General features: G+C 69.3%; 26 protein-coding genes and 1 riboswitch. Of the genes, 11 read left to right on the top strand and 15 right to left on the bottom strand.

The window, feature by feature from the left end; translation table 11 throughout:
• Positions 1-12: 12 nt before the first annotated feature.
• The 4 genes from cimA to BMY74_RS38800 all read right to left on the bottom strand — a co-directional run bounded on the left by cimA (position 13) and on the right by BMY74_RS38800 (position 5134).
• Positions 13-1596, bottom strand: a complete 1584-nt coding sequence (gene cimA, locus BMY74_RS38815; RefSeq protein ID WP_245786618.1) for a citramalate synthase — start codon at positions 1594-1596, stop codon at positions 13-15.
• A gap of 798 nt (positions 1597-2394) precedes the next feature.
• Positions 2395-3375, bottom strand: a complete 981-nt coding sequence (locus BMY74_RS38810) for an ABC transporter substrate-binding protein (RefSeq protein WP_089925616.1) — start codon at positions 3373-3375, stop codon at positions 2395-2397.
• Complete coding sequence (locus BMY74_RS38805; protein ID WP_089925612.1) at positions 3372-4112, bottom strand: ABC transporter ATP-binding protein; 741 nt, start codon at positions 4110-4112, stop codon at positions 3372-3374. Before BMY74_RS38805 ends, BMY74_RS38810 begins: the two co-directional genes overlap by 4 nt.
• A complete protein-coding gene (locus BMY74_RS38800) occupies positions 4112-5134 on the bottom strand; it encodes a FecCD family ABC transporter permease (RefSeq protein WP_245786617.1) in 1023 nt (340 codons plus the stop codon). The genes BMY74_RS38805 and BMY74_RS38800 overlap by 1 nt, the downstream gene beginning before the upstream one ends.
• A gap of 34 nt (positions 5135-5168) precedes the next feature.
• Positions 5169-5315: riboswitch (cobalamin riboswitch) on the bottom strand.
• A gap of 80 nt (positions 5316-5395) precedes the next feature.
• Here BMY74_RS38800 and BMY74_RS38795 point away from each other — a divergent pair.
• Positions 5396-5815, top strand: a complete 420-nt coding sequence (locus BMY74_RS38795) for a YciI family protein (protein ID WP_089925608.1) — start codon at positions 5396-5398, stop codon at positions 5813-5815.
• A gap of 69 nt (positions 5816-5884) precedes the next feature.
• Here BMY74_RS38795 and BMY74_RS38790 read toward each other — a convergent pair whose 3' ends face one another.
• The 3 genes from BMY74_RS38790 to serA all read right to left on the bottom strand — a co-directional run bounded on the left by BMY74_RS38790 (position 5885) and on the right by serA (position 12324).
• On the bottom strand, positions 5885-6922 hold the full coding sequence (locus BMY74_RS38790) for a 3-isopropylmalate dehydrogenase (RefSeq protein ID WP_089925743.1): 1038 nt from the start codon (positions 6920-6922) through the stop codon (positions 5885-5887).
• A 289-nt stretch (positions 6923-7211) separates the two neighbouring features.
• Positions 7212-10487 (bottom strand): S8 family peptidase, encoded by a 3276-nt coding sequence (locus tag BMY74_RS38785; RefSeq protein WP_425434897.1) that lies wholly within the window; start codon positions 10485-10487, stop codon positions 7212-7214.
• A gap of 241 nt (positions 10488-10728) precedes the next feature.
• Positions 10729-12324, bottom strand: a complete 1596-nt coding sequence (gene serA, locus BMY74_RS38780) for a phosphoglycerate dehydrogenase (RefSeq protein ID WP_371927540.1) — start codon at positions 12322-12324, stop codon at positions 10729-10731.
• A 513-nt stretch (positions 12325-12837) separates the two neighbouring features.
• Between serA and BMY74_RS38775 the strand changes: the two genes are divergently transcribed.
• The gene (locus tag BMY74_RS38775) at positions 12838-13404 is read left to right on the top strand and encodes an AAA family ATPase (RefSeq protein WP_177230132.1); all 567 of its coding nucleotides are present in this window, start codon (positions 12838-12840) and stop codon (positions 13402-13404) included.
• Here the strand turns inward: BMY74_RS38775 and BMY74_RS38770 are convergent.
• The 4 genes from BMY74_RS38770 to BMY74_RS38755 all read right to left on the bottom strand — a co-directional run bounded on the left by BMY74_RS38770 (position 13337) and on the right by BMY74_RS38755 (position 17065).
• Entirely contained in the window at positions 13337-13600 is a 264-nt protein-coding gene (locus tag BMY74_RS38770; RefSeq protein WP_089925599.1) for a DUF397 domain-containing protein, read from the bottom strand. The two genes, BMY74_RS38775 and BMY74_RS38770, sit on opposite strands and share 68 nt — an antisense overlap.
• 90 nt (positions 13601-13690) lie before the next feature.
• The gene (ilvC, locus tag BMY74_RS38765; RefSeq protein ID WP_089925596.1) at positions 13691-14704 is read right to left on the bottom strand and encodes a ketol-acid reductoisomerase; all 1014 of its coding nucleotides are present in this window, start codon (positions 14702-14704) and stop codon (positions 13691-13693) included.
• Positions 14705-14726: 22 nt separating this feature from the next.
• Positions 14727-15233 (bottom strand): acetolactate synthase small subunit, encoded by a 507-nt coding sequence (gene ilvN, locus BMY74_RS38760; RefSeq protein ID WP_030467896.1) that lies wholly within the window; start codon positions 15231-15233, stop codon positions 14727-14729.
• Positions 15233-17065: an acetolactate synthase large subunit gene (locus BMY74_RS38755; protein ID WP_089925593.1), complete on the bottom strand. Its 1833-nt coding sequence runs from the start codon at positions 17063-17065 to the stop codon at positions 15233-15235. Before BMY74_RS38755 ends, ilvN begins: the two co-directional genes overlap by 1 nt.
• Positions 17066-17297: 232 nt before the next feature.
• On the opposite strand from BMY74_RS38755, the gene BMY74_RS38750 reads away from it, so the two are divergent.
• The 3 genes from BMY74_RS38750 (at position 17298) to ilvD (ending at position 20082) form a co-directional block, all read left to right on the top strand.
• Positions 17298-17738 (top strand): PH domain-containing protein, encoded by a 441-nt coding sequence (locus BMY74_RS38750; protein WP_177230131.1) that lies wholly within the window; start codon positions 17298-17300, stop codon positions 17736-17738.
• The gene (locus BMY74_RS38745; RefSeq protein WP_089925585.1) at positions 17735-18160 is read left to right on the top strand and encodes a vitamin K epoxide reductase family protein; all 426 of its coding nucleotides are present in this window, start codon (positions 17735-17737) and stop codon (positions 18158-18160) included. The genes BMY74_RS38750 and BMY74_RS38745 overlap by 4 nt, the downstream gene beginning before the upstream one ends.
• A gap of 77 nt (positions 18161-18237) precedes the next feature.
• Positions 18238-20082 (top strand): dihydroxy-acid dehydratase, encoded by a 1845-nt coding sequence (ilvD, locus tag BMY74_RS38740; RefSeq protein WP_089925582.1) that lies wholly within the window; start codon positions 18238-18240, stop codon positions 20080-20082.
• Here ilvD and BMY74_RS38735 read toward each other — a convergent pair.
• Both BMY74_RS38735 and BMY74_RS38730 read right to left on the bottom strand, forming a co-directional pair.
• On the bottom strand, positions 20079-20321 hold the full coding sequence (locus tag BMY74_RS38735) for a hypothetical protein (protein WP_089925580.1): 243 nt from the start codon (positions 20319-20321) through the stop codon (positions 20079-20081). The genes ilvD and BMY74_RS38735 overlap by 4 nt on opposite strands.
• 9 nt (positions 20322-20330) lie before the next feature.
• Positions 20331-21059 carry a DoxX family protein gene (locus BMY74_RS38730; RefSeq protein ID WP_089925576.1) on the bottom strand — a complete coding sequence of 243 codons (729 nt, stop codon included), beginning with the start codon at positions 21057-21059 and terminating at the stop codon, positions 20331-20333.
• 83 nt (positions 21060-21142) lie between these two features.
• Here BMY74_RS38730 and BMY74_RS38725 point away from each other — a divergent pair, with 83 nt between their 5' ends.
• Positions 21143-21442 carry a hypothetical protein gene (locus tag BMY74_RS38725; RefSeq protein WP_089925573.1) on the top strand — a complete coding sequence of 100 codons (300 nt, stop codon included), beginning with the start codon at positions 21143-21145 and terminating at the stop codon, positions 21440-21442.
• 25 nt (positions 21443-21467) lie between these two features.
• On the opposite strand, the gene BMY74_RS38720 is transcribed toward BMY74_RS38725, so the two are convergent.
• Positions 21468-22382, bottom strand: a complete 915-nt coding sequence (locus BMY74_RS38720; RefSeq protein WP_245786616.1) for a 2-hydroxyacid dehydrogenase — start codon at positions 22380-22382, stop codon at positions 21468-21470.
• 28 nt (positions 22383-22410) lie between these two features.
• Here BMY74_RS38720 and BMY74_RS38715 point away from each other — a divergent pair, with 28 nt between their 5' ends.
• Together BMY74_RS38715 and BMY74_RS38710 are read left to right on the top strand one after the other, a co-directional pair.
• Complete coding sequence (locus BMY74_RS38715; protein ID WP_245786615.1) at positions 22411-23289, top strand: alpha/beta fold hydrolase; 879 nt, start codon at positions 22411-22413, stop codon at positions 23287-23289.
• 35 nt (positions 23290-23324) lie between these two features.
• Positions 23325-24485, top strand: a complete 1161-nt coding sequence (locus tag BMY74_RS38710; RefSeq protein ID WP_245786614.1) for a PQQ-dependent sugar dehydrogenase — start codon at positions 23325-23327, stop codon at positions 24483-24485.
• 4 nt (positions 24486-24489) lie between these two features.
• Here the strand turns inward: BMY74_RS38710 and BMY74_RS38705 are convergent, their stop codons facing one another.
• The gene (locus BMY74_RS38705) at positions 24490-25437 is read right to left on the bottom strand and encodes a LysR family transcriptional regulator (protein ID WP_089925564.1); all 948 of its coding nucleotides are present in this window, start codon (positions 25435-25437) and stop codon (positions 24490-24492) included.
• 146 nt (positions 25438-25583) lie between these two features.
• Between BMY74_RS38705 and BMY74_RS44485 the strand changes: the two genes are divergently transcribed.
• The 3 genes from BMY74_RS44485 to BMY74_RS38695 are packed head-to-tail and all read left to right on the top strand — an operon-like array spanning position 25584 to position 26853.
• Positions 25584-26108 carry an MPN domain-containing protein gene (locus BMY74_RS44485; RefSeq protein WP_143091881.1) on the top strand — a complete coding sequence of 175 codons (525 nt, stop codon included), beginning with the start codon at positions 25584-25586 and terminating at the stop codon, positions 26106-26108.
• A complete protein-coding gene (locus BMY74_RS44480; protein WP_143091880.1) occupies positions 26105-26473 on the top strand; it encodes an SgcJ/EcaC family oxidoreductase in 369 nt (122 codons plus the stop codon). The genes BMY74_RS44485 and BMY74_RS44480 overlap by 4 nt, the downstream gene beginning before the upstream one ends.
• Positions 26470-26853, top strand: coding sequence for a VOC family protein (locus BMY74_RS38695; protein WP_089925560.1), 384 nt, complete (start codon positions 26470-26472; stop codon positions 26851-26853). Before BMY74_RS44480 ends, BMY74_RS38695 begins: the two co-directional genes overlap by 4 nt.
• The last annotated feature ends 47 nt before the right edge of the window (positions 26854-26900 follow it).

The raw sequence follows: 26900 nt of genomic DNA, 5'->3' as shown, positions 1-26900 counted from the left end.
CAGCTTACGAGGTCAGCTGGAGCGCATCGACTTGTGCACGAGCGCGTCGCACAGGGCGAGCCAGCTCGCCTCGACGATGTTCCCGTGCACCCCGACGGTCGTCCACTCGCGCTCACCGTCCGTGGACTCCACGAGCACGCGCGTCACGGCGTCCGTGCCGGGGTGCTCGGTGAGGATGCGCACCTTGTAGTCGGCCAGCTCGACGGTGTCCAACCAGGACAGGTGCGGCAGCAACGCCTTGCGCAGCGCCGCGTCCAGGGCGTGCACGGGCCCGTTGCCCTCGGCGGTGGCGATGACCCGCTCCCCCGCCACGTGCACCTTGACCGTGGCCTCGGACACGATCTCGCCGTCCGACCGGTGGTCGAGCACCACCCGGTAGGACTCGAGCGAGAACGGCGGAGTGTCCAGTTGGGACAGCTCGTCGCGCAGCAGGAGTTCCATCGAGGCGTCGGCGGCCTCGAACGACCACCCCTTCGCCTCCAGCTCCTTCACGCGCTTGAGAGCGCTCCCGACCTCGGTTGACCGGCCGGCCAGGTCGAGCCCGAACTCACGTCCCTTGAGTTCGATGCTCGCCCGACCGGCCATCTCGGTGACCAGCACCCGCATGTCGTTGCCGACGATGTCCGGATCGATGTGGTTGTACAGCTCCGGATCCACCTTGATCGCGCTCGCGTGCAGACCCGCCTTGTGGGCGAATGCTGACGACCCGACATAAGCCTGGTGGGTGTCGGGTGCGATGTTCGCGATCTCGGCCAACGCATGGGAGACACGGGTGAGCTCGGCCAGTGCCCCGGTCGGGAGCACCTCCATGCCGAGCTTGGTCACGAGGTTTCCCACGACGGCGAACAGGTCCGCGTTGCCTGCCCGCTCGCCATAACCATTGGCGGTGCACTGAACGTGCGTCGCGCCCGCCTGAACGGCCGCGAGGGTGTTCGCCACCGCGCAGGACGTGTCGTCCTGGCAGTGGATTCCGACGCGGAAGCCCGTCTTCTCGACGATCTCCGCGACCGTGTCGGCGAGACCGAGCGGCAGCTGCCCGCCGTTGGTGTCGCACAGCACCACGACGTCCGCGCCACCCTCCACAGCGGACTCCAGCACCCTGAGGCTGGTGTCCGGGGAGAACGCGTACCCGTCGAAGAAGTGCTCGGCGTCGAGGAACACGCGCCTGCCGTGATCCTTCAGGTAGCGCACGGTGTCGTACACCATCTTCAGGTTCTCGCCGGTGTCCGTCCGCAACGCCCGCTCGATGTGCCGCAGGTCCGACTTGGCCACCAGCGTCACCACCGGCGCCTGCGAGTCCAGCAGCGCCTTGACCTGCGGGTCCTCCTCGACCTTGACCCCGGCCTTGCGCGTCGCCCCGAACGCGACCAGCTTGGCGTGCTTCAGTTCCAGATCACCGGCCGCCGCCCGCGCGAAGAACTCCGTGTCCTTGGGCAACGCGCCGGGCCAGCCGCCCTCGATGAACCCGACGCCGAGCCCGTCCAGCAGCCGCGCGACGGCGAGCTTGTCCGTGACGGAGTACGAGATGCCCTCACGCTGTGCGCCGTCGCGCAACGTCGTGTCGTAGACGTGGAACTCGTCGGAAGGGCCGGCCATCGGGGTCATCTCCTCATCAGGACAAACAAAAAGACCCCCCGCGGGATGCGAGAGGTCTGCGCGTCGGATGCCAGGGGCGGCAACTACCCGACGCGCTCGTCAATAATGATGGCGGTGAACTGAGCCATGTCGGGGATGCTGCCACAGGTCTTGGTGGCGTACCAAGCGACGGGAGGAAATCTCCCACTATCTGGTCACGGGTTCACGCCTGTGACGGGGGCGCGGGCGGTGGTGGGCGAGGCGGCCCGGACAGGGCGCCGGGGCCGACCGCACTCGCTCACCCAACGCGCCCACGCACGCAGGCCTGGCGCGTGGTGCCACTCGCACTCGCCCGCACAAAGCAACCACGCACGCAGGCCTGGCGTGCGGTGCCAACCGCACTCGCCCACGCAAAGCGACCTGCACGCAAGCCCGGCGCGCGGTACCAACCGCACTCGCCACCCGAACACAACCATGCACGCAGGCCTGGCGCGCGGTGCCATCCGGACAGCCGCACGCACAAGGCCGACCAGGCACGCAGCCTGGCGTGGCGATGCGAAGCGAGCCGTCTGAACTGTGCGTCATTGGGAGCCGGTGCACACCCGCATTGGCGATTGGGGCTTTACCTTGAGGGGGCGGGGTGCTACCCCTCTGGGCACGGCCGGGCGCTTTTCAGCCCGGCCCTTTACCGGCCGTCACAGCACCCCGCCAGAGGCTCAAGGTCAAGCCCCAATCGCACCCCAACACTCGTCAAGACCCGCAGGACCACCCTCGTAAGGCGACCCGACCAACCAAACGCGACCCGCACCGAGCGAGAACTCAGGCCCCGGCCAGGAACTTCGCGAACGCCTCGATCGAGGCAGCGTTCCGAGGCCCCTCCACCAACGCCGCATAAGGCAGCGAGAAGAACCGCTTCCCCCGAACAGCAGGCGAGTTGGCCAGCGGCGCGTACCCCTCCAGGAACCGCTGCTTCTCCTCAGGCGTGTTCGCCTCACCGTCCGCATAATCCACGATCAGCACGACGTCCGGGTTCCGCTGCACCACCGCCTCCCAGTTCACGGTGGTCCAGCTGTCGTTCAGGTCCCCGAAGATGTTGTCCCCGCCGGCCTTCGAGATCACGTCCTGCGGTGCCGCGTTCTTGCCGGACGTGAACGGCTGGTCCTGCCCGCTGTCGTACAGGAACACCTTCGGCCGCGGCTTGCCCTCCATCAGCCGCCCGGCGGCAGCGATCTGCTCGGAGTACCCCTTGATCAGCTCCTCCGCCTTCGCCTCGACGCGGAAGATCTTCCCGAGGTTGCGCAGGTCCGTGTAGAGCGCGTCCAGCGCCGGCATGATGCCGCGTTGCTTGCCCACGCCGTTGCGGCACGCCTCGGTCAGGAGGTACGTGCCGATGCCGAGCTCCTTCAGCGCGTCCGGGGTGAAGCCGGTGCTCTCGCTGAAGCCGTAGTTCCAGCCGGCGAACACGAGATCCGCGTTGGCGCCCTGGACGACTTCCTTGGAGATCTTGTCCGCCAGGTGCTTCGAGCTCTCGAAGTCGGCCTTCCACGGCGAGCTCTGCACGTCCACCGTCTTGAGGCCGTTGACCACGTAGCCCGCCATGCGGTCCTTCAGGCCCAGCGCGAACATCATCTCGGTGATGCCGGTGTCGTTGGTGACCACTTTGGACGGTACGCGGTCGAAGGTGACCTGCTGGCCGCAGTTCGTGACCGTCACCGGATCGGACGCGGAGGGGTCCTTCGCGACCGTGGCGCCACAGCCGGAGACGAGCAGCAGGGCGGCTGTGGCGAGTGCGGTTCTCAAGGGGTGACCTCCTGGTCGAACAGGAGCTGGGGGACCCCTGTTGTCGGGTGCCGCACGACGTGCGCGGTGACGTGGAAAACCTTGGCGATCAGCTCGGGCACGAGGACTTCCGCCGGGGTGCCGGAGGCGACCAGGCGTCCCTCGTCGAGCACGTGCAGGCGGTCGCAGTAGGACGCGGCGAGGTTCAGGTCGTGCAGGACGGTGAGCACGGTGACGCCCAGGCTCCGCGCCAGCGCGAGCACCTCGAGCTGGTGGCGGATGTCGAGGTGGTTGGTGGGTTCGTCCAGCACGAGGACGCGGGGTTCCTGGGCGAGGGCGCGGGCGATGAGCACGCGCTGGCGTTCACCGCCCGACAGGCTCAGGAAGCTGCGTCCGGACAGGTGCGCGACGTCCACTGTGTCCAGTGCCTCGGCCACCACGCGGCGGTCGCGGGCGGGGTCGCGTTCGTGCGGCAGGCGGCCCATCTCCACGACCTCGGCGACCGTGAAGTCGAACTCGACCTGCGACTCCTGCGACAGGGCGGCGAGGTCGCGGGCGATGTGCTGTCGCTTGTGGACCCCGACGCCGTCGATCAGCACCGCACCCGAGTCCGGTTTCAGCGCGCGGTAGACGCAGCGCAGCGTCGTGGACTTGCCGCTGCCGTTCGGACCGACGATCCCGACGACCTCGTTCGAAGCGTGCAGCGTGATGTCCGTGATGATGCCGCGGACGGTGACCTGCTCGATGTCGACGCGCATCAACGTCCTCCGAACACGTAGCTCTTGCGGCGCATGAGGAAGATGAAGCACGGCACGCCGATCGCGGCCGTGATGACGCCGAGCGGGAGCTCCTCGGGCGCCGCGAGCATCCGCGCGGCCACGTCGACCCACACCAGGAACGACGCTCCGGCGAGGGGTGCGAGCGGGAGGACCTTGCGGTGGTCCGCGCCCACGACCATGCGGGTGAGGTGCGGCAGCATCAGCCCGACGAACCCCACCGCGCCGCTGACCGCCACGAGCACGCCCGTGATGCCGGCGGTGACGACGAAGAGGTGCGTGCGGAACCGGTTGACCGGCACGCCGAGCGTCGTCGCGGTCTCGTCCCCCATCGCCAGCGCGTTCAGCTGCCGGGCCCTGGTCATCAGGTACGCGATGCCCAGCACCGTCACGGCGGCGGCGATCGGCAACGCGGTCCAGGTCGCGCCGCCCAGGCTGCCGAGCAACCAGAACATGGCCGACCGCGCCGCCTCGCCGTGCGGTGCCTGGAACACCAGCAGCATCGCCACGGCGGAGAACCCGTACGCCAGCGCGGTTCCGGTCAGGACCAGCCGCAACGGTGTGAGCCCTCGGCTCGTGCGTGCGGTGATGTAGACCAGTGCCGTGGCGCCGAGACCGGTGACGAACGCGCCGACCGACAGCGCGTAGACGCCGAGGCCGGACAGGACGCCCATCGTCGCCACGGCCGTCGCGCCCACGCTCGCGCCTGAGGAGATGCCGAGCACGTACGGGTCGGCCAGGGCGTTGCGGACCATCGCCTGGATCGCCACCCCGACCGCGCTCAGGCCCGCGCCGACGACCGCGGCGAGCAGGACTCGGGGCAACCGGATGTCCCAGACGATGTGGTACTGCCCGGCGAGGTCGGCGGGGACGGTGCCGCCGCTCAACGCCGCCCACAACAGGTCGAGCGTCACGCCGAACGGAACGGAGACGGGCCCGAGGGCCACACCCGCGACGATGCTGACGACGAGCACGCCGACGAGCGCGCTGATCTTGGAGATCACTGATGCCCTTCCCGCAGTCCACGGCAGGAGTTGGTTCCTCGGTCCACCGTGCACGGGTGTTCGGGCTCGTCCCCACTTCCGAGGGGACCTACCGTTGCGGGTCAGCGCCGGACTTCGACCGGTCTTCCCCCACGCACGACTTCGGTGACCCTACCTGCGAAAACAGGAAGTTCGAAAATTTCCGGGGTGTGATGTCGATCCGGCACCGCCCCCGTTCGACCTCTGGACGTCAACGAACCGCCCGGCACAGGGAGACACACCGTGAAGTACATGCTGATCATGCGCGCCACCGACGAGGCCTTCGCGAACATGGGCGAGTTCGACTTCGACCAGATGCTGGAGACGGTCGGGGCGTTCAACGACGAGCTGATCCGCGCCGGCGTGCTGCTGGCCGCCGAGGGTCTCTCCGAGCCGTCCGAGGGCGTCGTCGTCGACTACTCGCAGGAACCGCCGGTCGTCACGGACGGCCCGTACGGCGAGACCAAGGAGCTCTTCAACGGCTTCTACCTGCTGAACGTCTCCTCGATCCAGGAGGCGGTCGAGTGGGCGAAGCGCATGCCGATGGCCGGACCGGGCTTCAAGACCGAGATCCGCCGCGTGCCGACGATCGACGAGTTCCCGCAGGACAACGAGTGGATCAAGAAGGAGCGCGCGTGGCGTGAGGCCCACGGCCAGCTCTGACCCGCGCCCGGAAACGCCGAAGCCCGGCCGGAACACGTCCGGCCGGGCTTCAGAACGTCTGAGAAGAACTCAGCCCGTGCGCACGTTCGACGACACGAGAGCGGCGAGCCTGTCGCCGATCGCGTAGGTCGCGCCCGGCGACTGGTGGTCGCGCGTCGCCAGGTCGAACGCCACGGAGGCCTCGATCCGGCGGGACGCCTCGTGCTCGCCGAGGTGGTCGAGCAGCAGCGCGACCGACAGCACGGCGGCCGTCGGGTCGGCGATGCCCTGGCCCGCGATGTCCGGCGCCGAACCGTGCACCGGCTCGAACATCGACGGGTTGCGCCTGGTGACGTCCATGTTCCCCGACGCGGCCAGGCCGATGCCGCCCGTGACGGCGGCGGCGAGGTCGGTCAGGATGTCGCCGAACAGGTTGTCCGTGACGATCACGTCGTAGCGCGCCGGGTCGGTGACCATGTGGATGGTCGCCGCGTCCACGTGCTGGTAGGCGACGGTGACGTCCGGGTGCTGCAGCGAGACCTCCTCCACGACGCGCGACCACAACGAGCCGGCGTGCGTGAGGACGTTCGTCTTGTGCACCAGCGTCAGGTGCCGGCGCTGGCGGTTCGAGGCGCGCGCGAACGCGTCCCTGACCACCCGCTCGACGCCGAACGAGGTGTTCAGCGAGACCTCGGTGGCGATCTCGTGCGGCGTGTCCTTGCGGAGCAGGCCGCCGTTGCCCGCGTACGGGCCCTCGGTGCCCTCGCGCACCACCACCATGTCGATCTCCGGCGGGTCCGCGAGCGGGCTGCGGACACCGGGGTAGAGACGAGCAGGGCGGAGGTTCACGTGGTGGTCGAGTTCGAAGCGCAGCCTGAGCAACAGGCCCCGCTCCAGGATTCCGCTCGGCACCGACGGGTCGCCGACCGCGCCGAGCAGGATCGCGTCGTGCTGGCGAAGCTCTCCCAGCACCGACTCGGGCAACAACTCTCCCGTGGCGTGCCAGCGCGCCGCGCCGAGGTCGTAGCGAGTGATCTCGGCCGCCGGAACGACCTCGTTGAGGACCTTCAGGGCCTCAGCGATGACCTCGGGCCCGATCCCGTCTCCTGGGATCACTGCGAGCCGCATCCACACACCTCCCAGGTGTCAGTCCCCAATTGGTGGGACTATTTTCCTCACGCGAAAGGCTACCGGCATCGCGGCCGCCCGCCGCATGCCGGACACCCCATCGGGGTGTTATCTCCCGTACTGCGGGACACCCACACGGCCTATACCGCGCTTTCGGGTGTCACTCGACCGCAGGAACGGGGTCGCGTCAAGGGGTGACGGCAGGCAGTTCCGGACCGTGACGTGCCGAGAGGCCCGGCTCTCCGCTGGAGAAACCGGGCCTCTCGTCAGACATCCGACCTAGCAGCGCTCAGGAAGCGCCACCGCGGCCGCTCGACTTCACCGTGACGACCGACGCGCGGTCACCGTTGGCGTTGTGGTGGTTGAGGACCAGCAGGCCCTCGGACTTGTCGGCCTTGAGCGCGGCCTCGTCCTTGTTCACCACGAGCGCGGTGCCCGGCTTAGCGAAGTACGAGAGCGCCGCGTCGCCGCCGCCCTGCGCCCACAGACCCGGCTTGAGCGGGTCGAAGGACAGGTTGCGGTCGATCACGTCGATCAGCCTGTTCGCGTTGCCCGGCGCCGGGTAGTAGCCCGTGGTACCCACGACGTACGACAGGCGCGCCGTGTCCTTCGTCGCGTCGATGCCCAGTGCGCTCAGCAGCACCGGCAGGACGACAACGTTGGTGTCCTGGACGTTCGCGTCGACGTCGCCGAACAGGCCGTTCACGCCCTGGATGTCGACGGTCTCGCCCGTCTTCAGGTCCACGGTGGACGCGACCAGCAGGTCGGTGTCGGTCAGGCGGGTCGCGTACACCTCGAAGTCCGCCGTGCCGTCACCGTTGGTGTCGATGTCGACGAACGGGATGGTGTTCTTGCCCAGGTTGTACCAGTTGCCCCACGTCGCGACACCGAACGCGAGCAGCGCCTCCTCGGGCTTGCCCTGCGCCTTGGCCAGCGGGGCCGTGGAGGCCGCGCCGACGTACCGCAGGTCGCCGCCCTTGGCGGTGTCGTTGAGCGCGCAGTTCTCGGTGACGTTGCGGCGGCAGTCGCGCAGCTTCGGCGACTGGGCCTGCAGCTCGAGGACGCTGACCAGCGAGCGGTAGGCCTGCGAGCCGGAGCCCTGGTCGACGCCCCTGCCGGTCAGGTTCAGCACGGCCTGCTTGTCGTTGCCGCGGAACTTGATGCTGTCGGCCGTGTTGATGTCGGCCACCGGCTTCGGCGCCGAGTACACCGACAGGCGCAGCGGCACGGTGGCGCCGGAGGTCGGCGTGAAGGTCACGCGCCCGGAGGCGTCCGCGAGGAACTGCCGCGGCACGTCGAGCTGCAGCGGCTCGACCGTCGAGTCGACCGTCTTGCGCAGGGCCTTCGGGTCGGTGATCTTCAGGGTGACCTTGACGCGCGCGACACCGCGCGGGCTCAGCTTCACCTTGTCCTGCGAGAGCACGTAGCTCACGCCGGGGATCGTCGTGGCCGCGCTGTAGCCGACCTTGTACTCCACGGGCTTCGTGGACTTGTTGACGACCTTGATGGTCTTGGACAGCGAGACCGGCTTCGAGACCTCGACGACGCCGAAGTTCGCGCTGACGTAGCCGTTGTCCTCCTCGACGTACGCGAGGACCTGGTTGTCGATCGCGGACTTGCCGTCCACGCGGCCGGTGCCGACCCGGTTGGGCGCGAAGGTCTTGCCGTTCTCCTTCACGTCCGCGCCGGCGGTGTTCATGATCGAGGCCTTGACCTCTTCCAGCGTCCAGTCCGGGTGCGCCTGGCGGACCAGGGCGGCGACGCCCGCGACGTGCGGGGAGGCCATCGACGTACCGGAGATCACGAGGCGGTCGTTGCCGGAACCGACGGCGGTCGACGAGATCGTGTCACCGGGGGCGGCGACGTCCGGCTTGATGGACTGGCCGCGGGTGCCGCGGCTCGTGAACGCGCTCGGGGTGTCCGAAATGGACTGGTCGTACGTCGCGGTCGAGGTGCGCAGGTCACCCGCGAGGCGGACGACCAGCGTGCCGGCGTCGAGCGCCGGGCGGATCGCCGCGGTGGCCGAACCGGTGAACTGGAACATCGGGATGGCCGCGTTGCCCGCGATGCCCGCCGCGAAGTTCTCCAGGGTGGACGACAGGAGCACGCCCTGACCGCCGGCGGCCTGCACGTTGTTCGCGCGGGCGGCCGAACCACAACGGCGCGTGGCGTCGTTGTCGTCCCACTCCAGCCAGACGAACTTGCCGGCGACGGCGTCGGTGATCGGCTGGCAGCCGTCGAGGTTGCCCGCCTGCGTCAGCTTCGCGACCGGCAGTTCCTTGTTGTAACCCAGGTAGCCGGTGAAGTTCTGGCTGTACTGACCGGGCTTGAGGCCCTGGCCCTTGACCTCGGCGCCGTCGCGCAGCACGTAGGAGTCGCGCGTGGACGCGACGGTCAGCGCCTCCGGCGTGTTGCCCGGCGAGCCGCCGATGTCGTAGAGGTCGCCGCCGTTGCCCGCGGAGAAGACCGGCATGACGCCGACGCGGTACAGCTTCTTGACGAACAGGCTGTCGGGGTCGTCCGGGGCACCGTAGTCGGAGCCGAGCGACAGGTTGACCACGTCGAGGTGGTCGGAGAAGTCGCCGTCGCCGTCGGGGTCGAGCGACCAGTCGAGGGCCTGCGAGGTGACGTTGGTCGAGCCCTCGCAGCCGAACACCTTGAGCGCGTAGACCTGGGCCTTAGGCGCGGTGCCGGGCCCGATCTTCATCTCGTTGAGCTTCGCGGCGTCGAGCTTGGTGTAGTCGCCCTTGAACGTGCTGCCGTCGGCGTTCTCACCGAAACCGGCCGTGGTGCCCGCGACGTGCGAGCCGTGGCCGTTGCAGTCGATCGGGTTGGGGTCGGGCTTCGGCGTGTTGATCGCCGGGTCGGTGCTCTCGCCGTCGTAGTCCTCGCCGACGAAGTCGTAGCCGCCGACGACCTTCGCGGTCGGGAAGTTCGGGTCGGCCTTGGTCGGGTCGACGGCCTTGAACGCCTCGACTGTGCCGGGGCCGCCGAAGTTCGCGTGCGTGTAGTCGACGCCGGTGTCGATGATGCCGACGCGGATGTCGTCACCGAGCTTGCCGTACTGCTGCCAGACGTTGAGCGTCCTGGTGAGCTGGACGGCGTTCGAGTTCTGGCGCTTCTTCGGCACGACCGGGTAGACCGCGAGGACGTCCGCGCGCTGCGCGAGGTCGCGGACCTTCTGCGCGTCGGCCTGCACGACGACGCCGGGAACGCCGTTGGAGGTGCGGTAGAGCTCCTTGGTCTGCGTGTCGGCGCTCTTGAGCTGGCCGACGACCTGGTCCGCGGTGGCGGAGGTGTCGTTCTTGGCCTGCTTGGCGGCCTGCTTCGCGACCTCTTTGCCCTGGCTCTTCTTCTCCTCGAACGCGTCGACGGCCGGCTTGCGGTCCAGCGCGACGAACGCGGTGACGGAGCCCGCGGCGTTCAGCCTGGGAGAAACCTTGAGCTGCAACGCTTTCGCGTCCAGTCCCTGTGCACCCTTGACCGGCTGCGCGAGCGGTTCGCCCTGCGCCTGTGCGGTGGCGGGTGCGATCAGCAGTGTGGTGATGGCAGAGAACACCACCAGACTCGATCGTCTTTTCACAACGTTGCCCCAACCGAGGTGTGTGTTTCGACCCGTTGCGTGCAGTGCCGTGCCCTCTACGGCACCGGGTCAACCTCGGGGGGACGCTAATCGCTGACCGTGTGTCTGCGACTGCCCCGAAAGTATGAATGTTGTCTACGGATAGTTGCCTGTTACGACTTCGTTGTGAATGGCGATAGACACGGGAAGGGGACTTTGACCGTCCCCTTCCCGTTTGTCGTGACTATCCGAAGTCGACAGAGCGGACCGTGCGCGCGCCCACGGCGGCACCGATCGGGTCGAGCACCTGCGTGTCGACCGGGCGGTCGACGCGCAGCACCATGACGGCGTCGCTGCCGGTCTGGCTGATCTGCGCGGCCTCGATGTTCACGCCGGCCTCGCCGAGCAGCGTGCCGACGGTGCCCATGACGCCGGGGCGGTCCGGGTACTCGAGCAGCAGCACGGTGCCCTCGGCGCGGAGGTCGAAGTTGCGGCCGTTGATGTTCACCAGCTTCTCGACCTGCGCGATGCCGCTGATCGTGCCGGACACGCTGTTGGTCGAGCCGTCCGCCTGCACGGCCTTGACCGTGACGAGGCTGCGGTGGTTCGGGCTCTCGGTCTCCTTGGTGAGCTCGACCGTGACGCCCAGGTCGGCGGCGAGGCTCGGCGCGTTCACGAACGTCACCTGCGACTCGACGACCTTGGAGAACACCCCGCGCAGCGCGGCGAGCGGCAGGATCGCGACGTCCTCAGTGGACAGTTCGCCGCGGACCTCGACGGTGACCGTGGTCGGCGCCTTGGGCGTGAGTGCACTGAGGACGGTGCCCAGCTTCTGCACGAGCGGCAGGTACGGGCGCACCTCCTCGCCGACCGCGCCGCCCTGGACGTTGACGGCGTCCGGCACGAACTCGCCGGCGAGCGCGAGGATGACGCTCTTCGCGACGTCGGTGCCCGCGCGGTCCTGCGCCTCGGCCGTGGACGCGCCGAGGTGCGGCGTGACGACGATGCCCGGCACGTTGAAGAGCGGGCTCTCGGTCGTGGGCTCGGTGGAGAAGACGTCGATGCCGGCGCCGCCGACCTGGCCCTCCTTGACCGCCTCGGCGAGGGCTTCCTCGTCGATGAGGCCACCGCGCGCGGCGTTGACGATGATGACGCCGCGCTTGGCCTTGGCCAGCTGCTCGGCGCCGATCAGACCCTTGGTCTCCGGCGTCTTCGGCAGGTGGATGGAGATCGCGTCGGCGCGCTCGAGGAGCTCCTCGAGGCTGACGAGCTCGATGCCGAGCTGCGCGGCGCGGGCGGCGCTGACGTACGGGTCGTAGGCGATGAGCTCGACACCGAACGCGGCGACGCGCTGCGCGAACAGCTGGCCGATCTTGCCGAGGCCGACGACGCCGACCGTCTTGCCGTTGATCTCGACGCCGTTGAACTTGGAGCGCTTCCACTCGTGGTTCTGCAGCGTCTCGTGGGCGGCCGGGATCTGGCGCGCGACGCTGAGGAGGAGGGCCACGGCGTGCTCGGCGGCGCTGACGATGTTGGACGTCGGGGCGTTGACGACCATCACGCCGTTCTGCGTGGCGGCCGGGACCTCGACGTTGTCCAGGCCGACACCCGCGCGGGCCACGACCTTCAGCTTGCGCGTGGCCGCGAAGACCTCGGCGTTCACCTGGGTGGCGGAACGGACGAGCAGGGCGTCCGCGTCTGCGACGGCGCTCAGGAGGGCTTCGCGGTCGGTGCCGTCGACGTGGCGCACTTCGACGCCGTCACCGAGAGCGTCCAGAACGGACGGCGCGAGCTTCTCGGCGATGAGGACAACAGGTCGGCTCGTGTTGCTCACGGACATCGCTCCCAGGAAGGGTCGGATCGTGGGGCGCGGGCGTGGTCGGGGGCGGCTGGCCCGCGCCGACCGGAGCACCGCAATGTGTCCGGACTGTTAACGAGCATAGACAGGGGGCTTGCGAGGGGATTCCGCCGGGTGGCTCAGGTCACTGCCCGCGTCTTGGAGTATGGGATGGGTGGGGCTGGACGTGCCGTTCACTCGTCAGGGTGACGTCCGGTGGTTGGGACCTGGTGGAGTGTTGCTGGTTTCTGCGCGGGTCGGCTGGTGTGGCCTGGTTGCGTGGGTCTTGACGAGTGTTGGGGTGCGATTGTGCACCGGCTCCCGATGCGTGAAGGTTCGGACGGCTCGCTGCGCACCGCCACACCAGGCTGCGTGCGTAGGCGGCTTTGTGCATGCGGCTGTCCGGTTGGCACCACGCGCCAAGCCTGTGTGCGTAGGCCGGCGCCGGTTGGCACCGCGCGCCGGGTCGCCCAATTCGCTCGCCCCGCGTGCGAGGTCCGTGCGACGCTCCGCCCCATGCCGCTGGTGTGGGTGACCGGGGTTTCCGGGTCGGGCAAGTCGACGGTCTGCGAGCTGCTAGCGCAGCGAGGAGAGGTGGCGGTCGACACCGACTGGGAGGGCTACAACCGCTGGGTGCACCGGGAGAGCGGAGAGGTCGTCGTCGACCCGCCGGACCCGGTGCCCGCCGGGTGGCTCGACCGGTACGGGTGGCTGATCAGCCGGGAACGGGTCGAGGCCCTCGCCGCCGCGTCGCGTGACCGGACCGCGTACCTGTTCGGGGGTGTCGAGAACGAAGACGAGGTACGTGACCTCTTCGACGTGATCGTGTGCCTGGTGATCGACGACGAGACCTTGAAGGAGCGGCTGGCCACCAGGACCAGCAACTCGTTCGGGAAGCACCCCGAGGAGCTGGCGGCCTCGTTGTGGCACAACGAACGGATCGAGGTCCGCTACCGGGATCTCGGTGCCGTGATCGTGGACGGCACGCTGCCGCTCGCGGAGGTCGTCGAGGCGGTCACCAGGGCTCGTCGAACTCCCCGTCCTTGGCTCCCAGGACGAATGCGTCCCACTCCGCCATCGTGAAGGTCAGGACCGGTTCGAGCTGCTTGGAGTTGCGCATCGCGACGTAGGTGGCGCCGTCGGTGTGCTCGATGAACGCGATCTCGACGTGGCCGTCTTCCGGTTCGGGCTCCGGCGGGCGCTTCCACTGCGCGTTGCGGAGGTCGAGCTTGCCGCGCACGTGGGCCTTGTCGTCGTAGATCGGCGCGCTGTCGGTCATGCGCATGAAGTTAGCGGATGGAAGCGAACGAAAAGCGGAAAGGCCCGCTGAGCGTGCGCTCGGCGGGCCCTTCCTGGGAGAAGACTGGCGTCAGGCCGTCTCGGTGATGGGGCGGTCGACCCACGACATCATGTCGCGGAGCTTCTTGCCCGTTGCCTCGATCGGGTGGTTCTCACCCTCCTGCTGCAGCTTCTTGTAGTTCGCGCGGCCGTTGTCGTCCTCGGCCACCCACTCGTTCGCGAAGGTGCCGTCCTGGATCTCGCCCAGGATCTTCTTCATCTCCTCCTTGACGGAGGGGGTGATGACGCGCGGGCCGCGGGTCAGGTCGCCGAACTCCGCGGTGTCGGAGATCGAGTAGCGCATGCGGGCGATGCCGCCCTCGTACATGAGGTCGACGATCAGCTTGAGCTCGTGCAGGCACTCGAAGTACGCGACCTCGGGGGCGTAGCCCGCCTCGGTGAGGACCTCGAAGCCCGCCTGGACGAGAGCCGAGGCGCCACCGCAGAGGACGGCCTGCTCGCCGAAGAGGTCGGTCTCGGTCTCTTCCTTGAACGTCGTCTTGATGACGCCGGCGCGCGTGCCGCCGATGCCCTTCGCGTACGAGAGGGCGAGGGCCTGCGCGTTGCCCGAGGCGTCCTGCTCGACGGCGATGAGCGCGGGGACGCCCTTGCCGTCGACGAACTGGCGGCGGACCAGGTGGCCCGGGCCCTTCGGGGCGACCATGGCGACGTCCACACCGGACGGAGCCGTGATGAGGCCGTAGCGGATGTTGAAGCCGTGGCCGAAGAAGAGCGCGTCGCCCTCCTTGAGGTTCGCGGCGATCTCGTTGGCGTAGATGTGGCGCTGCGCGGTGTCCGGCGCCAGGATCATGATCACGTCGGCCCACGCGGAGACCTCAGCCGGCGTGCCGACCTCCAGGCCCTCTTCCTCGGCCTTGGCGCGGGACTTGGAGCCCTCCTGCAGACCGATGCGGACCTCGACGCCCGAGTCGCGCAGGGACAGCGCGTGGGCGTGGCCCTGGCTGCCGTAGCCGATCACGGCCACCTTGCGGCCCTGGATGACGCTCAGGTCGGCATCGTCGTCGTAGAAGATCTCAACGCTCACTGTATTTCCTTCTGTGTGGTTTCTAGCGAACCGCGGTGGCGGTGATGGAACGAGCGCCACGGCCGATGGCGACCATGCCGGACTGGACGATCTCGCGGAGCCCGTAGGGCTCCAGCATGCGCAGAAGTGCGTCGAGCTTCTCGGACGTGCCCGTCGCCTCGATGGTGACGGCCTCGGGCGAGACGTCGACGACCTTCGCGCGGAAGAGCTGGACGGTCTCGAGGACCTGCGACCGCACCGTCGCATCCGCACGAACCTTAATCAACACCAGTTGCCGCTGAACGGAAGCGGTGGGCTCCAGCTCGACGATCTTGATGACGTTGATGAGCTTGTTGAGCTGCTTGGTGACCTGCTCCAGCGGCAGCTCGTCGACCGACACCACGATCGTCATGCGCGAGATGTCGGGGTACTCCGTGCGGCCGACCGCCAGCGACTCGATGTTGAAGCCGCGGCGGGAGAACAGGCCGGCGACGCGTGCGAGCACACCGGGCTTGTCCTCGACCAAAACGCTCAGCGTGTGCCTGGTCATCAGATGTCCTCGTCGAACAGGGGGCGGATGCCGCGGGCGGCCATGATCTCGGAGTTGCCGGTGCCGGCCGCGACCATGGGCCAGACCTGCGCGTCCTTGCCGACGACGAAGTCGATCACGACAGGCCTGTCGTTGATCTCCAGGGCCTTCGCGATCACCTCGTCCACCTCCTCGCGCGACTCGGCGCGCAGGCCCACGCAGCCGAGGGCTTCCGCCAGGAGCTTGAAGTCTGGGATGCGGTGCTTGTGCGTGCCCAGATCCGTGTTGGAGTACCGCTCGCCGTAGAACAGCGTCTGCCACTGGCGGACCATGCCCAGGTTGCCGTTGTTGATCACGGCGATCTTCACCGGCAGGCCCTCGATGGCGCAGGTGGCGAGCTCCTGGTTGGTCATCTGGAAGCAGCCGTCGCCGTCGATGGCCCACACCGTGCGGTCCGGCTCACCGGCCTTGATGCCCATGGCGGCGGGAACGGCGAAGCCCATCGTGCCGAGGCCGCCGGAGTTGATCCACGTGCGCGGGTGCTCGTACTTCACGAACTGCGCGGCCCACATCTGGTGCTGGCCGACGCCCGCGGTGTAGATCGTGTCGGCCGGCGACAGCGAGCCGATGCGCTCGATGACGTACTGCGGCGACAGCGTGCCGTCCTCGGGCCAGTCGTAGCCCAGCGGGAACGTCTCGCGCAGCGAGTTCAGCGTGGTCCACCACGGCGCGAGGTCGACGGCCTTGGCCGTCTCGCGCTCGGCGCGCACGGCGTCGATCAGCTCGGTGATGATCTCCTTGCAGTCGCCCACGATCGGGACGTCCGCGCGGCGGTTCTTGGAGATCTCGGCCGGGTCGATGTCGGCGTGGATGACCTGCGCGTCGGGGGCGAACGAGCCGAGCTGGCCCGTGACGCGGTCGTCGAAACGGGCGCCCAACGCGATCAGCAGGTCCGACTTCTGCATCGCCGCGACGGCCGCGACGGTGCCGTGCATGCCCGGCATGCCCAGGTGCTGCTCGTGCGAGTCGGGGAACGCGCCGCGCGCCATCAGCGTCGTGACGACCGGGATGCCGGTGTCCTCCGCCAGGCGCAGCAGCTCGGCGTGCGCGTCCGCCTTGATCACGCCGCCGCCCACGTACAGGACGGGCTTGCGGGCGCTGACGATCAGCTTGGCGGCTTCGCGCACCTGCTTGCCGTGCGGCCGGGTCGTCGGCCGGTAACCGGGCAGGCGCATCTCGGGCGGCCACGAGAAGCTGGTCTGCTCCTGCAGCACGTCCTTCGGGATGTCGACGAGGACCGGGCCGGGTCGGCCGGTCGCCGCGATGTGGAACGCCTCCGCGATCGCCCGCGGGATCTCCGCGGCGTCGGTCACGAGGACGTTGTGCTTGGTGATCGGCATCGTGATGCCGCAGATGTCCGCCTCCTGGAAGGCGTCCGTGCCGATCAGCGGCCGCGACTGCTGGCCGGTGATCGCGACGACGGGCACGGAGTCCATGTTCGCGTCCGCGAGCGGGGTGACGAGGTTCGTCGCACCCGGTCCCGAGGTCGCCATGCAGACCCCGACCTTGCCGGTGGCCTGCGCGTATCCGGTCGCCGCGTGTCCCGCGCCCTGCTCGTGGCGGACGAGGATGTGCCGGACCTTCGTGGAGTCCAGCAGCGGGTCGTAAGCGGGGAGGATCGTTCCGCCGGGAATGCCGAAGACCACTTCGCAGCCGACCGCCTCAAGGGAGCGGACGAGCGACTGAGCACCGGTTACACGGATCGGTGCGCCCGTCGGCGGGGCCGGTTTGGGCCGCGGACCTGGACGTGGCGACGTGGGCTCGGAAGCCTGTCGCGATGGTGCGCTGGTCATCTCATTGCCTCGTGGGTATCGGGGTCCGGACACGAAAAAACCCTCGACAACCCGGAGAAGGGTCGTGCGAGGGTCGCGCGTCGACGCAGGCTGTTCGGCTCAGGCGTCGACGCGCCTGAGAAGTACGAGAACGAGCGTGCGCTGCATGGCCGGGACGTTATCGCCTCTGGCAAGAGGGCGTCAACTCTGCGAGACGGAATTCCCGGATCGTGGACGTGGAACAATCGACCGGGTGAAGAAGCTGGTCTTTCGCATCCCGGCAACGGCCCTGCTCGCAGCGGCTTTGATCGTCATCTGCGTCACCCCTGTGGCGTGGCTCGCTCCGGGGCTGCAAGCGCTCTACGTCCTGCCGCTCGCCTACGCCTACTGGGTGCTGCGCAACCGCACGACGGTCACCGAGGAGGAGATCGTCGCGCGCGGGGTGTTCGGCACGACGACGCTCAACTGGTCCGACGTGAAGTCGATCCGGCTGGTGCGGAAGGGGTGGCTGCGGGCGGTCAAGGCCGACGACTCCGAGGTGACGCTGCCCGCGGTGCGGTTCATGCACCTGCCTGCGCTGTCGGTGATCAGCGGTGGGCGCGTCCCCGACACCACCGTTCCCGTGCCGGTCGAGGAGCCCACCGAGGATGCCCCGAAAGTGGCGGAGGAGAAGTCCGTACAGTCTGAGAAGTGATCAAACGGGTTCCGCTGCTGAGCCTGCTGCTGTCCATCGCAGGCCTGCTGACCTCGGCTTACCTGACGTACACGCACTTCAACGCGAGCGCGCTGCTGTGCTCCGCGGACGCCGTCGTCGACTGCGAGACGGTGACCACGAGCGAGCAGTCGGAGCTGTTCGGCATCCCCGTGGCGTTCCTCGGACTGGCCTTCTTCGCGTTCCTGACCGTGATCTGCCTCCCGTTCGCGTGGCGGGTCGAGGCCCTGAAGTGGGTACGCCTCGCGGCCGTCGGGATCGGCGTGCTGATGGTGGTCTACCTGGTCGCGGCGGAGTTCCTCATCATCGGCAAGATCTGCCTGTGGTGCACCGCTGTGCACGTGATCACGCTCGCACTGGCGTATCTGCTGGTCTCGTCGAGTCTGCGCACAAGTAACCTTTGAGGCACCGCTCCCAGACTGGTGGACGCCTCACCCCCGCGTCCCGCGCGCTTTTTTCTTGAACTGAATCTGGAGGAGCAGTGCCTCAGCTCCGCTCTCGCACCACCACGCACGGTCGCAACGCCGCCGGAGCCCGCGCCCTCTGGCGTGCGACCGGCATGACGGACAGCGACTTCGGCAAGCCCATCATCGCGATCGCCAACTCCTACACGCAGTTCGTGCCGGGCCACGTGCACCTGCGCGATCTCGGCGACATCGTGGCCGAGGCCGTGCGAGAAGCGGGTGGCGTGCCGCGCGAGTTCCACACCATCGCGGTCGACGACGGCATCGCCATGGGCCACAGCGGGATGCTCTACTCGCTGCCCAGCCGCGAGATCATCGCCGACTCCGTCGAGTACATGGTCAACGCGCACCAGGCCGACGCGATCGTCTGCATCTCGAACTGCGACAAGATCACGCCCGGCATGCTCAACGCGGCCATGCGCCTCAACATCCCCGTCGTGTTCGTGTCCGGCGGCCCGATGGAGGCCGGCAAGGCCGTCGTCGTCGAGGGCGTCGCCGTCGCGCCGACGGACCTGATCACCGCGATCTCCGCGTCGGCCTCCCCCGCCGTGAGCGAGGACGGCCTCTCCGAGGTCGAGCGCTCCGCGTGCCCGACGTGCGGCTCCTGCTCCGGCATGTTCACCGCGAACTCCATGAACTGCCTCACCGAGGCGCTGGGCCTGTCGCTGCCGGGCAACGGCTCGACGCTCGCCACGCACGCCGCGCGCCGCGAGCTGTTCTCCGAGGCCGGCCGCGTCGTCGTGGAGCTGTGCAAGCGCTGGTACGGCGAGGACGACGAGTCGGCGCTGCCGCGCTCGATCGCGAACCGCAAGGCGTTCGAGAACGCGATGGCGCTCGACATGGCCATGGGCGGCTCGACGAACACCGTGCTGCACATCCTCGCCGCCGCGCAGGAGGGCGAGATCGACTTCACGCTGCAGGACATCGACGACCTGTCCCGCCGCGTGCCGTGCCTGTCGAAGGTGTCGCCGAACTCCGACTACCACATGGAGGACGTCCACCGGGCCGGCGGAATCCCCGCGCTGCTGGGCGAGCTCTACCGCGCGGGCCTGCTGAACGACGACGTGACGTCGGTGCACACGCCGACCCTCGCGGAGTGGCTCGGCAAGTGGGACATCCGGGCGGAGAACCCGTCCGAGGAGGCCTTGGAGCTCTTCCACGCGGCCCCCGGTGGCGTGCGGACGACCGAGGCGTTCTCGACGTCGAACCGCTGGTCCTCTTTGGACACCGATGCCGCCGGCGGCTGCATCCGCGACTTCGAGCACGCCTACACCAAGGACGGCGGCCTCGCGGTGCTGCGCGGCAACCTGGCCGAGCGCGGCGCGATCATCAAGGCCGCGGGCATCGACGAGGAGCTGTGGCACTTCGAGGGCCCGGCGCGCGTCGTCGAGTCCCAGGAGGAGGCCGTCTCGGTGATCCTCAAGAAGGAGATCCAGGCGGGCGAGGTCCTGGTCGTGCGCTACGAGGGCCCGTCCGGCGGCCCCGGCATGCAGGAGATGCTGCACCCGACCGCGTTCCTCAAGGGCTCGGGCCTCGGCAAGAAGTGCGCGCTGATCACGGACGGCCGGTTCTCCGGCGGTTCGTCGGGCCTGTCGATCGGCCACATCTCGCCGGAGGCGGCGGGCGGCGGCACGATCGGCCTCGTCGAGAACGGCGACCGCATCCTGATCGACGTCCACGAGCGCCGGCTCGAACTGCTGGTGGACGACGAGGTGCTGGCCGAGCGCCGCGCCAAGATGGAGGCGTCGGAACGGCCGTGGCAGCCGGTCGACCGCGTCCGCCCGGTCACGGGCGCGCTGCGGGCGTACGCGCGCATGGCGACGGACGCGTCCACGGGCGCGGTTCGCGACCCCAGCCGCTAAAGAGCGAAGGCGAGCGCCAGACAGGCGCCGAAGACCAGCCAGCCCGTCAGCGGTCCGCTGACGGGCTGGTTCGTCTTCTTGACCATGACGCCGGCGACGACCAGGCCCGCGAGCAGGCCGATCGGCGGCAGCAGCGACCGCGCGGTGAGCCCGAACGGGAACGCCACCAGGTAGACGACCGGGATCCCGACCACCACGAGAGCGAGCTGGAGCACGGCTCCCGTCACGTTCTTCGGCACGGGGCTTTTCTACCGGAAGACGAAGTACGTGACGGCCGCGCCGCCGGCTCCGATCACCAGCGCGATGAACCCGGCCGCCAGCGGGTGGCGGAACCAGCTGCGGTTGTAGTCGAGCGCGGCCCGGCCGGGGCCCGCGAACAGCGCCGTGAACGCCATGCCGGCGAGCGCCAGTTCGAGCTCCACGCCGTTGGGGCCGAAGAAGCCGCCCTTGTACTGCAACGCGATGACGTTGGCCATCACAGCGAGCAGGCCCGCCGCGGCCAGTGGCGTGAAGAGGCCGAGCACGAGCAGGCCGCCGCCCGCCAGTTCGGTGATGCCGGTGACCCAGGCGAGGACCACGGACTCGCGGTAGCCCATCTTCTCGAGCGACTGCGCGAACCCGTTGATGCCGGGCCCGCCGAACAGGCCGAAGACCTTCTGCAGGCCGTGCAGCACGAAGATGCCGCCGAGCACGGCGCGCAGGCCGAGCAGGCCGATGTCCGGGCCGGCCGTCCAGCCGAACTTCCTGCGGTCGTCGCTGAACGGGTCGTCGTCCCGGTCGTCCACAGTGGACGTGTCCAGCGGGGTGTAGCCCGTGTTGTCGAACGACTTCGTCGTCGAGTCGTAGGACTGCACGGTGTCTCCGCCGACTCTCGCGGTGCTGTCGTCGAAGTGGTGAACTCCCCCTCCGCTGCCCGAGTAGAACGAGTCTTCGGAGAAGGCGCTCGAGCTGGTCGAGCCCTTGTCGTGAGTGGCCACGCCCGCACGCTAGGGGCACGCGTGCGGGCGCGCGAGAGCCGAACGGCAGCCCAGTTTCACCCGGATGGACTAGTCTCCGAGTCGTGCCCGACCGACCCGAGATCGTCTGCATCTGCGGTTCCACCCGGTTCGCGGACGAGATGCGCGCGGCGAACCGCGAGCTGACCTTCGCGGGTGTCATCGTCGTCGCGCCGGGCGAGGCGGACGGGCCGGTCACCGGCGAGCAGAAGGCCGCGCTGGACGCACTCCACCTGCGCAAGATCGACCTGGCCGACCGGGTCCTGGTGGTCAACCCCGGTGGGTACGTCGGCGAGTCCACGCGCAGGGAGATCGCCTACGCCCGCGCCACCGGCAAGCCGGTCTCGTTCACCGATCCCGTCTGACCGAGCCGGGTGCGCACACCCGGCCCTAGTAGTCACCGCGCACGAGGTTGCGGGGCTCCTCCCCCGCGGCGAACCGGGAGATCTCCGCGACGGCCACGGCGTAGGCGCGCCGCGTGTGCCCCTCGCAGGAACCGGCCACGTGCGGGGTGAGCAGCAGGCCCGGCGCCGTCCACAGTGGATGGTTGTCGGGCAGCGGCTCGGGATCGGTCACGTCGAGGGCCGCGCGCAGTCGCCCGGAATTCAGTTCGGTGAGCAATGCGTCCGTGTCGACGACGGGGCCGCGGGCACCGTTGACCAGGATCGCGCCGTCCTTCATCGCGGCCAGGAACTTGGCGTCGACGAGGTGGCGGGTCTCCTCGGTCATGGGCGTGAAGACGACGACGGCGTCGAAGTGCGGCAACAGCTCCGGCAGCTCGTCCCTGCCGTGCACGCCGTCGCGGGCGGTGCGGCCGACCAGCGTCGCGGTGGCGTCGAACGGCTCCAGGCGCCTGCGCAGCTGCTCGCCCAGGTCACCTGCGCCGATGACCAGGACCTTCTTGTCCTGCAACGTGTCCGTGAGGTGGTAGTCCCAGCGGCCCTCGGCGCGGGCGCGTTCGAAGACGAGGAGGTCTCGGTAGATGGCCAGCAGGGCGCCGATCGCCCACTCCGCCGTGCTGCCGCCGTGCGCGCCGCGGCAGGTGGAGAGCAGCACGCCGTCCGGCACCTTGCCGACGAAGTTCTCGGCGCCGGCGCTGAGCAGTTGCACGAGCTTGAGGTTCGGCAGCTGCGCGAACACCTCGCGCGGGTCGGTGCCGGCGAGGAACCTGGGGATCAGGACCTCGGCATCCATCCCGCCGGACGGCAACGGCTCCCCCGGCACGTAGCGAACCGGCCGGACACCGTCCACCTGGGACAGCGCTTGGACTCCGAAGTCATCTGGCACGAGCACGGTGAGCGTCACCGGGTCAAAGTACGTCAGAATGTCCGCCATGCGGGAGCACGACATCATCGCCTGGGACGGCACGAAGATCCGGACGTGGCAGGTCCCCGGCGAGGGGACACCGGTGCTGCTGTGCCCCGGCGTGGGCTCCGGCCCCGAGTCGTGGCCGTCGCTGACCGGGCGCGCAGGCCTGCTCAGCTGGTACATGCGCGGCACGATGGGGTCTGACCGGCCCGTCGACGAGCGCAACATCTCGCTGGACGACCACGTGTCGGACGCGATCTCCACGCTGGACGACGCGGGCGTCGAGCGGTGCGTCGTCATGGGCTGGTCGATGGGCGTGACGGTCGCGGCCGAGCTGGCGTTGCGCCATCCGGAACGCGTGGCGGGCCTGCTGCTCGTCGCGGGCGCGCCGGGTGACTCGTTCGACGCCATGCTGCCGCTGGTGCCGAGGAACGTGCGCCGGATCGTCGGCCTGACCGGCACGAAGCTGCTGCAGCAGGCCGGTCCCGTACTCGACAGGGTGCTGCACCGGCTGCCGGTGACGGACGCGACAACGTTCCTGTTGCGGCACAGCGGCGTGATCAAGCCGTCGAGCGACCCGAAGGACGTCGGCCACGCTGTCAGCCGGTTCCTGCAGCACGACTGGCGCTGGTACTTCACCCTCGCCCTCGCGTTGGGCGAGACGCCGCGCCAGGACCTCTCCCCGATCGTGTGCCCCATCACACTGCTGGCCGGCCGGGACGACGTGCTGGCGACGACGGAGAGCATGGCCGGGCCCGTCTCGGCGTTGCCGCAGGCCAGGCTGCGGGTGCTGCCGTGCAGCCACTACCTGCCGCTGGAGGCGCCCGAGGTGGTCAGCGACGAGCTCGACCTGCTGCTCGACCGGGTGCGTTCGGTCGACTTCGCCACGTCGGGGAGAAGTTGACTTCGGGTTCACGGTCGCGCCCCTAACCTGGGGTCGTGGTTCGTTCCGTTGCGTTGCTGACCGCCGCCTGCCTGCTGGCAGGGGGCTGCGCGAGCTTTCCCGACGAGCCGGCGCCGACGCAGTGGAGCGCGCAACCGCAGCTGACCCCGCAGGCGGGTCCCCGTCCCGAGCTGCCCGGCGAGTACCAGCCCGCGCCCGGTGAGCAGGGCCGCAACCCGGCGCCGCAGAGCGTGCCGCCGCCGCAGGGCTGCAAGGACTACCACCCGGCCGTCGTGGCCACGTGCCTCAACACCGTCACGGGTGTCGCCCCGATCGGCGGGGACGCGCAGGGCGGTGTGGCCGCGTACGCGACCGAACGCGGCGGGCGTCTGCTCAAGGTCACCAAGGACGTCGACCCGGTCGTGATCGCCCAGCTCCAGGTCGACGCGTCGACCGACGGCGGCCTGACGGGCCTCGCGCTGTCGGCGACGTTCGCCGAGGACCAGCTCGCGTACGTCTACGTGACGACGGCGACGGACAACCGGGTGCTGCGCATCGCCCCCGGCGACACGCCCAAGCCGATCCTCACCGGCATCCCGAAGGGCCCGTCGGGCAACCGCGGCGTGCTGGCGAGCGACCGCAAGGGCGCGATCCTGGTCGCGACCGGGGACGCCGGGAACCCCGCGCTGGCCGCCGACCCGAACTCGCTCGCCGGCAAGGTGCTCCGCATCGACGGCTCCGGCCAGCCCGCCCAGGGCAACCCGACCGCCGGCACCGCGGTGGTGTCGTCGGGCCTGCGCCTGCCCGGCGGCCTGTGCGTCTCCGCGGACACGCAGAAGATCTGGGTGACGGACTGGGCCGCGAACGCCGACGTCGTCTACCGCGTCGCGCCGGGCAAGCTCGGCGAGGCCGCGTGGACGTGGCCGGACCGGCCGGGCGTGATGGGCTGCGCGTCGTACTCGGACGAGCTCAACGTGACGACGTCCAAGTCGCCCGGCTACCAGTCGCTGTCGATGAACGCCACCGGCGCGTTCACCGGCAAGCCGGAGATCGTGATGGCCGAGGACGGCTTCGGCCTGCTCGGGCCGATGGAGATGCTGAACGAGTCGGCGGCGCTGGTCGGCACGGTCAACAAGAACGGCGGCCAGCCGGTCTCGTCCGACGACCGGGTCGCGATCATCGTGCGGCCGAACAACGGCGGCGGTACGAAGGACTGAGGTCTCAGGGGGTGAGCGCGAACGCCTCTCCTCCATCGCGCCACCACCGCGCGTAGACCTCGCTCTCCTCCACCAGCTTCAGGTAACCCGCGGCGACCTGCTCGCACAGGTCGTCGACCTCCTCGGCCACCGGTGCGTCCGTCCGCCAGGCCAGCACGACCTCGCGGACCAGCGGGTTCCCGGCGACCGTCAGGCGGGCGACGCCGGGCGGGGTGCCGCCGACCGGGTAGAGCGGGCAGACCGCGCCGGACTCCCTGATCAGCGTCAACGCCACGTGCGCCTCGCTGCTGAAGTGCGCGATCCGCTGTTCGAACCCCCTGGCCGCGCACTCGCGGGCGAAGTGGGCGTTCATGCCGCTGTCGTCGGGCTCTGGCATGACCCAGCTGTCGCCGGCGAGCGCTTCGAGGGCGATCTCCCCGTCCTGGGCGTGCGGGTGGTGGCCGGGCACTCCGACGAACAGCGGCTCGCGGGTGAGCAGACGGTGTCCGACGTTCGGCGGAAAGGTGAGCGGAGTACCGGGAAATCGACGCATGACGGCGATGTCGAGTTCGCCGGTCGTGAGCAACGCGGTGAGCGTCCCGGTCTCCTTGACGGTGCGACTCGTGACGTTGTCCTTCAACGCGCTCACCAGTAATCCGAAGTGATATGCGGGGATTCCGGCGAGCCTGGTCGGGGCGCTGGGACTTTGCGCGTTACGGCGCGTTACGCGTTCCAGGGCGACGAGCTGGGCGAGCATCGATCGGGCTTCCTGCACGAAGTCCTGACCTGTCGGGGTGAGGGTGACGCCGTCGGGCACGCGGAGGAACAACGCGCCGCCCAGGTGGCTCTCGATGCGCTTGAGCTGCGTCGTCACCGCGGGCTGAGTGAGGTGCAGCCGCGCGGCGGCCTTGCGCAGGCTGCCGCAGTCGGCGATCGCCACGACCAGTTCGAGGTGTCGCACTTCCAGACGCATGCGACCGATGTTATCGCTCAATGTAATAGGGCCAATACCTTCCGGAATCTCGCGTGAGACGTCGCGGTATCGATACGTTCGCCCGCGTGATGGAATTGGCCGAGCGCCCGGCGCGCACCGACGCGGTGCTGTTTTCGCACCGCGCTGTGAAAACGTTTCTGGAGGCCGCGTCCGCCGAATACTCGTTCATCACCGAGGACGAACCGAGACCGTGTTTCGCGGTGCTGCTCGGCCGGTCCGCCGGCGCCGAGGCCGTGGTGTCGGAGGTGGCGTTCGGCCGCAACGCGCGGCTGACCGACCTGTCGGCGCGGGAGGAGTTCGCGACGGCGATCGTGCCGCGTTTCGGCACGGCGTACGAGAACCCGGTGCGGGCGTGGTGGCTCGACCCCGCCGACCTGCTGGCGATCACCCGTGCCGCGGACGCGCGTGGCCTGGACGTGCTCGGCTCGATCCACCTGCACCCGGACTGGCACCGGCTCGGCCCCGAGTGCGAGCGCGACCGGCCGTTGAGCGACAGCCCCACACCGATGGACGAGCACATGTTCCGCAACGCGGGGTGGCCCGTGAACGTCGTCTGCTACCTCGAACGCCGCCACGGCGGCCTCTACTACTCGCTCGCCGCGTGGGACGCCCAGTGCCTGCGCCTGCCGTTGAGGACGAACCACTCATGACCGAAGAGATCTACGCGCTGTGGCAGCGCATGGAGCAGGGCTGGGCCGTCGGGGACGCCACGGCATTCGCCTCCGTCTTCGCCGAGGACGTCGACTTCGTGACGGTGCGCGGTGAGGAGCTGTTCGGGCGGCAGGCCGTGGCCCGCGGGCACGCCGAACTCTTCGCGGGGCCGTACCGCGACACCAAGCTCACCGCCGAGATCAGCCTGGTCAGGCCGTTGACCGACGCCATCTCGGTCGTGCACGTCACGTCGTCCATCGCCCCGGCGGGCATCACCACCCACGCGCAGGCCGTCGTCGTGCGGCGCGCGGACGGGTGGGAGGTCGCCGCCTTCCACAACATGATCCCGAAGGGACGGTCATGAGCAGGCCACGGTTGCGGCACATCGCTTTCGTCGTGCAGGACGCGAAGGAGATGGCCGACTTCTACACCTCGCGGTTCGGGATGTCGTTGTTCCACACCGATCCCGACGGCAGCCACTTCGTCACCGACGGGTACGTGAACCTGGCGTTGATCCAGCAGCGGTTGGACGGGGACGTGCCGACCGGCTTCAACCACTTCGGGTTCCAGGTCGACGACGTCGCCCCGTACCTCGAGTCGCTGGAACCGCGGCCCGCCCTGCGCGGCGGGGACAGGCCGTTCGCCGAGTACCGGGCGATCGATCCGGAGGGCAACTGGTTCGACCTGTCGGCGCACGGCTTCCTGCCGCCGGGAGCCGCGGAGGCCTCACCGGGGGTTTCGTAGATCGCTGAGCGGGAACCCCTCTGTGGGGTACTGGAGGGGCTGGGAAG

Origin of the sequence: Lentzea albida (assembly GCF_900111005.1) — a bacterium.
In the GTDB taxonomy this organism is placed as follows: domain Bacteria; phylum Actinomycetota; class Actinomycetes; order Mycobacteriales; family Pseudonocardiaceae; genus Lentzea; species Lentzea albida.
This window is presented reverse-complemented; position numbering and strand designations above follow the sequence as displayed.

What these genes read in the sequence shown, in the direction of transcription:
- BMY74_RS38715 (WP_245786615.1), top strand. Translation starts at nt 22,411, where the DNA reads ATGCGGGAGCACGACATCATCGCCTGGGACGGCACGAAGATCCGGACG.
- BMY74_RS38805 (WP_089925612.1), bottom strand. Translation starts at nt 4,112, where the DNA reads ATGCGCGTCGACATCGAGCAGGTCACCGTCCGCGGCATCATCACGGAC.
- BMY74_RS38755 (WP_089925593.1), bottom strand. Translation starts at nt 17,065, where the DNA reads ATGACCAGCGCACCATCGCGACAGGCTTCCGAGCCCACGTCGCCACGT.
- ilvN (WP_030467896.1), bottom strand. Translation starts at nt 15,233, where the DNA reads ATGACCAGGCACACGCTGAGCGTTTTGGTCGAGGACAAGCCCGGTGTG.
- cimA (WP_245786618.1), bottom strand. Translation starts at nt 1,596, where the DNA reads ATGGCCGGCCCTTCCGACGAGTTCCACGTCTACGACACGACGTTGCGC.
- BMY74_RS44480 (WP_143091880.1), top strand. Translation starts at nt 26,105, where the DNA reads ATGACCGAAGAGATCTACGCGCTGTGGCAGCGCATGGAGCAGGGCTGG.
- BMY74_RS38770 (WP_089925599.1), bottom strand. Translation starts at nt 13,600, where the DNA reads ATGACCGACAGCGCGCCGATCTACGACGACAAGGCCCACGTGCGCGGC.
- BMY74_RS38790 (WP_089925743.1), bottom strand. Translation starts at nt 6,922, where the DNA reads ATGCGGCTCGCAGTGATCCCAGGAGACGGGATCGGGCCCGAGGTCATC.
- BMY74_RS38705 (WP_089925564.1), bottom strand. Translation starts at nt 25,437, where the DNA reads ATGCGTCTGGAAGTGCGACACCTCGAACTGGTCGTGGCGATCGCCGAC.
- BMY74_RS38775 (WP_177230132.1), top strand. Translation starts at nt 12,838, where the DNA reads ATGCCGCTGGTGTGGGTGACCGGGGTTTCCGGGTCGGGCAAGTCGACG.
- serA (WP_371927540.1), bottom strand. Translation starts at nt 12,324, where the DNA reads ATGTCCGTGAGCAACACGAGCCGACCTGTTGTCCTCATCGCCGAGAAG.
- BMY74_RS38695 (WP_089925560.1), top strand. Translation starts at nt 26,470, where the DNA reads ATGAGCAGGCCACGGTTGCGGCACATCGCTTTCGTCGTGCAGGACGCG.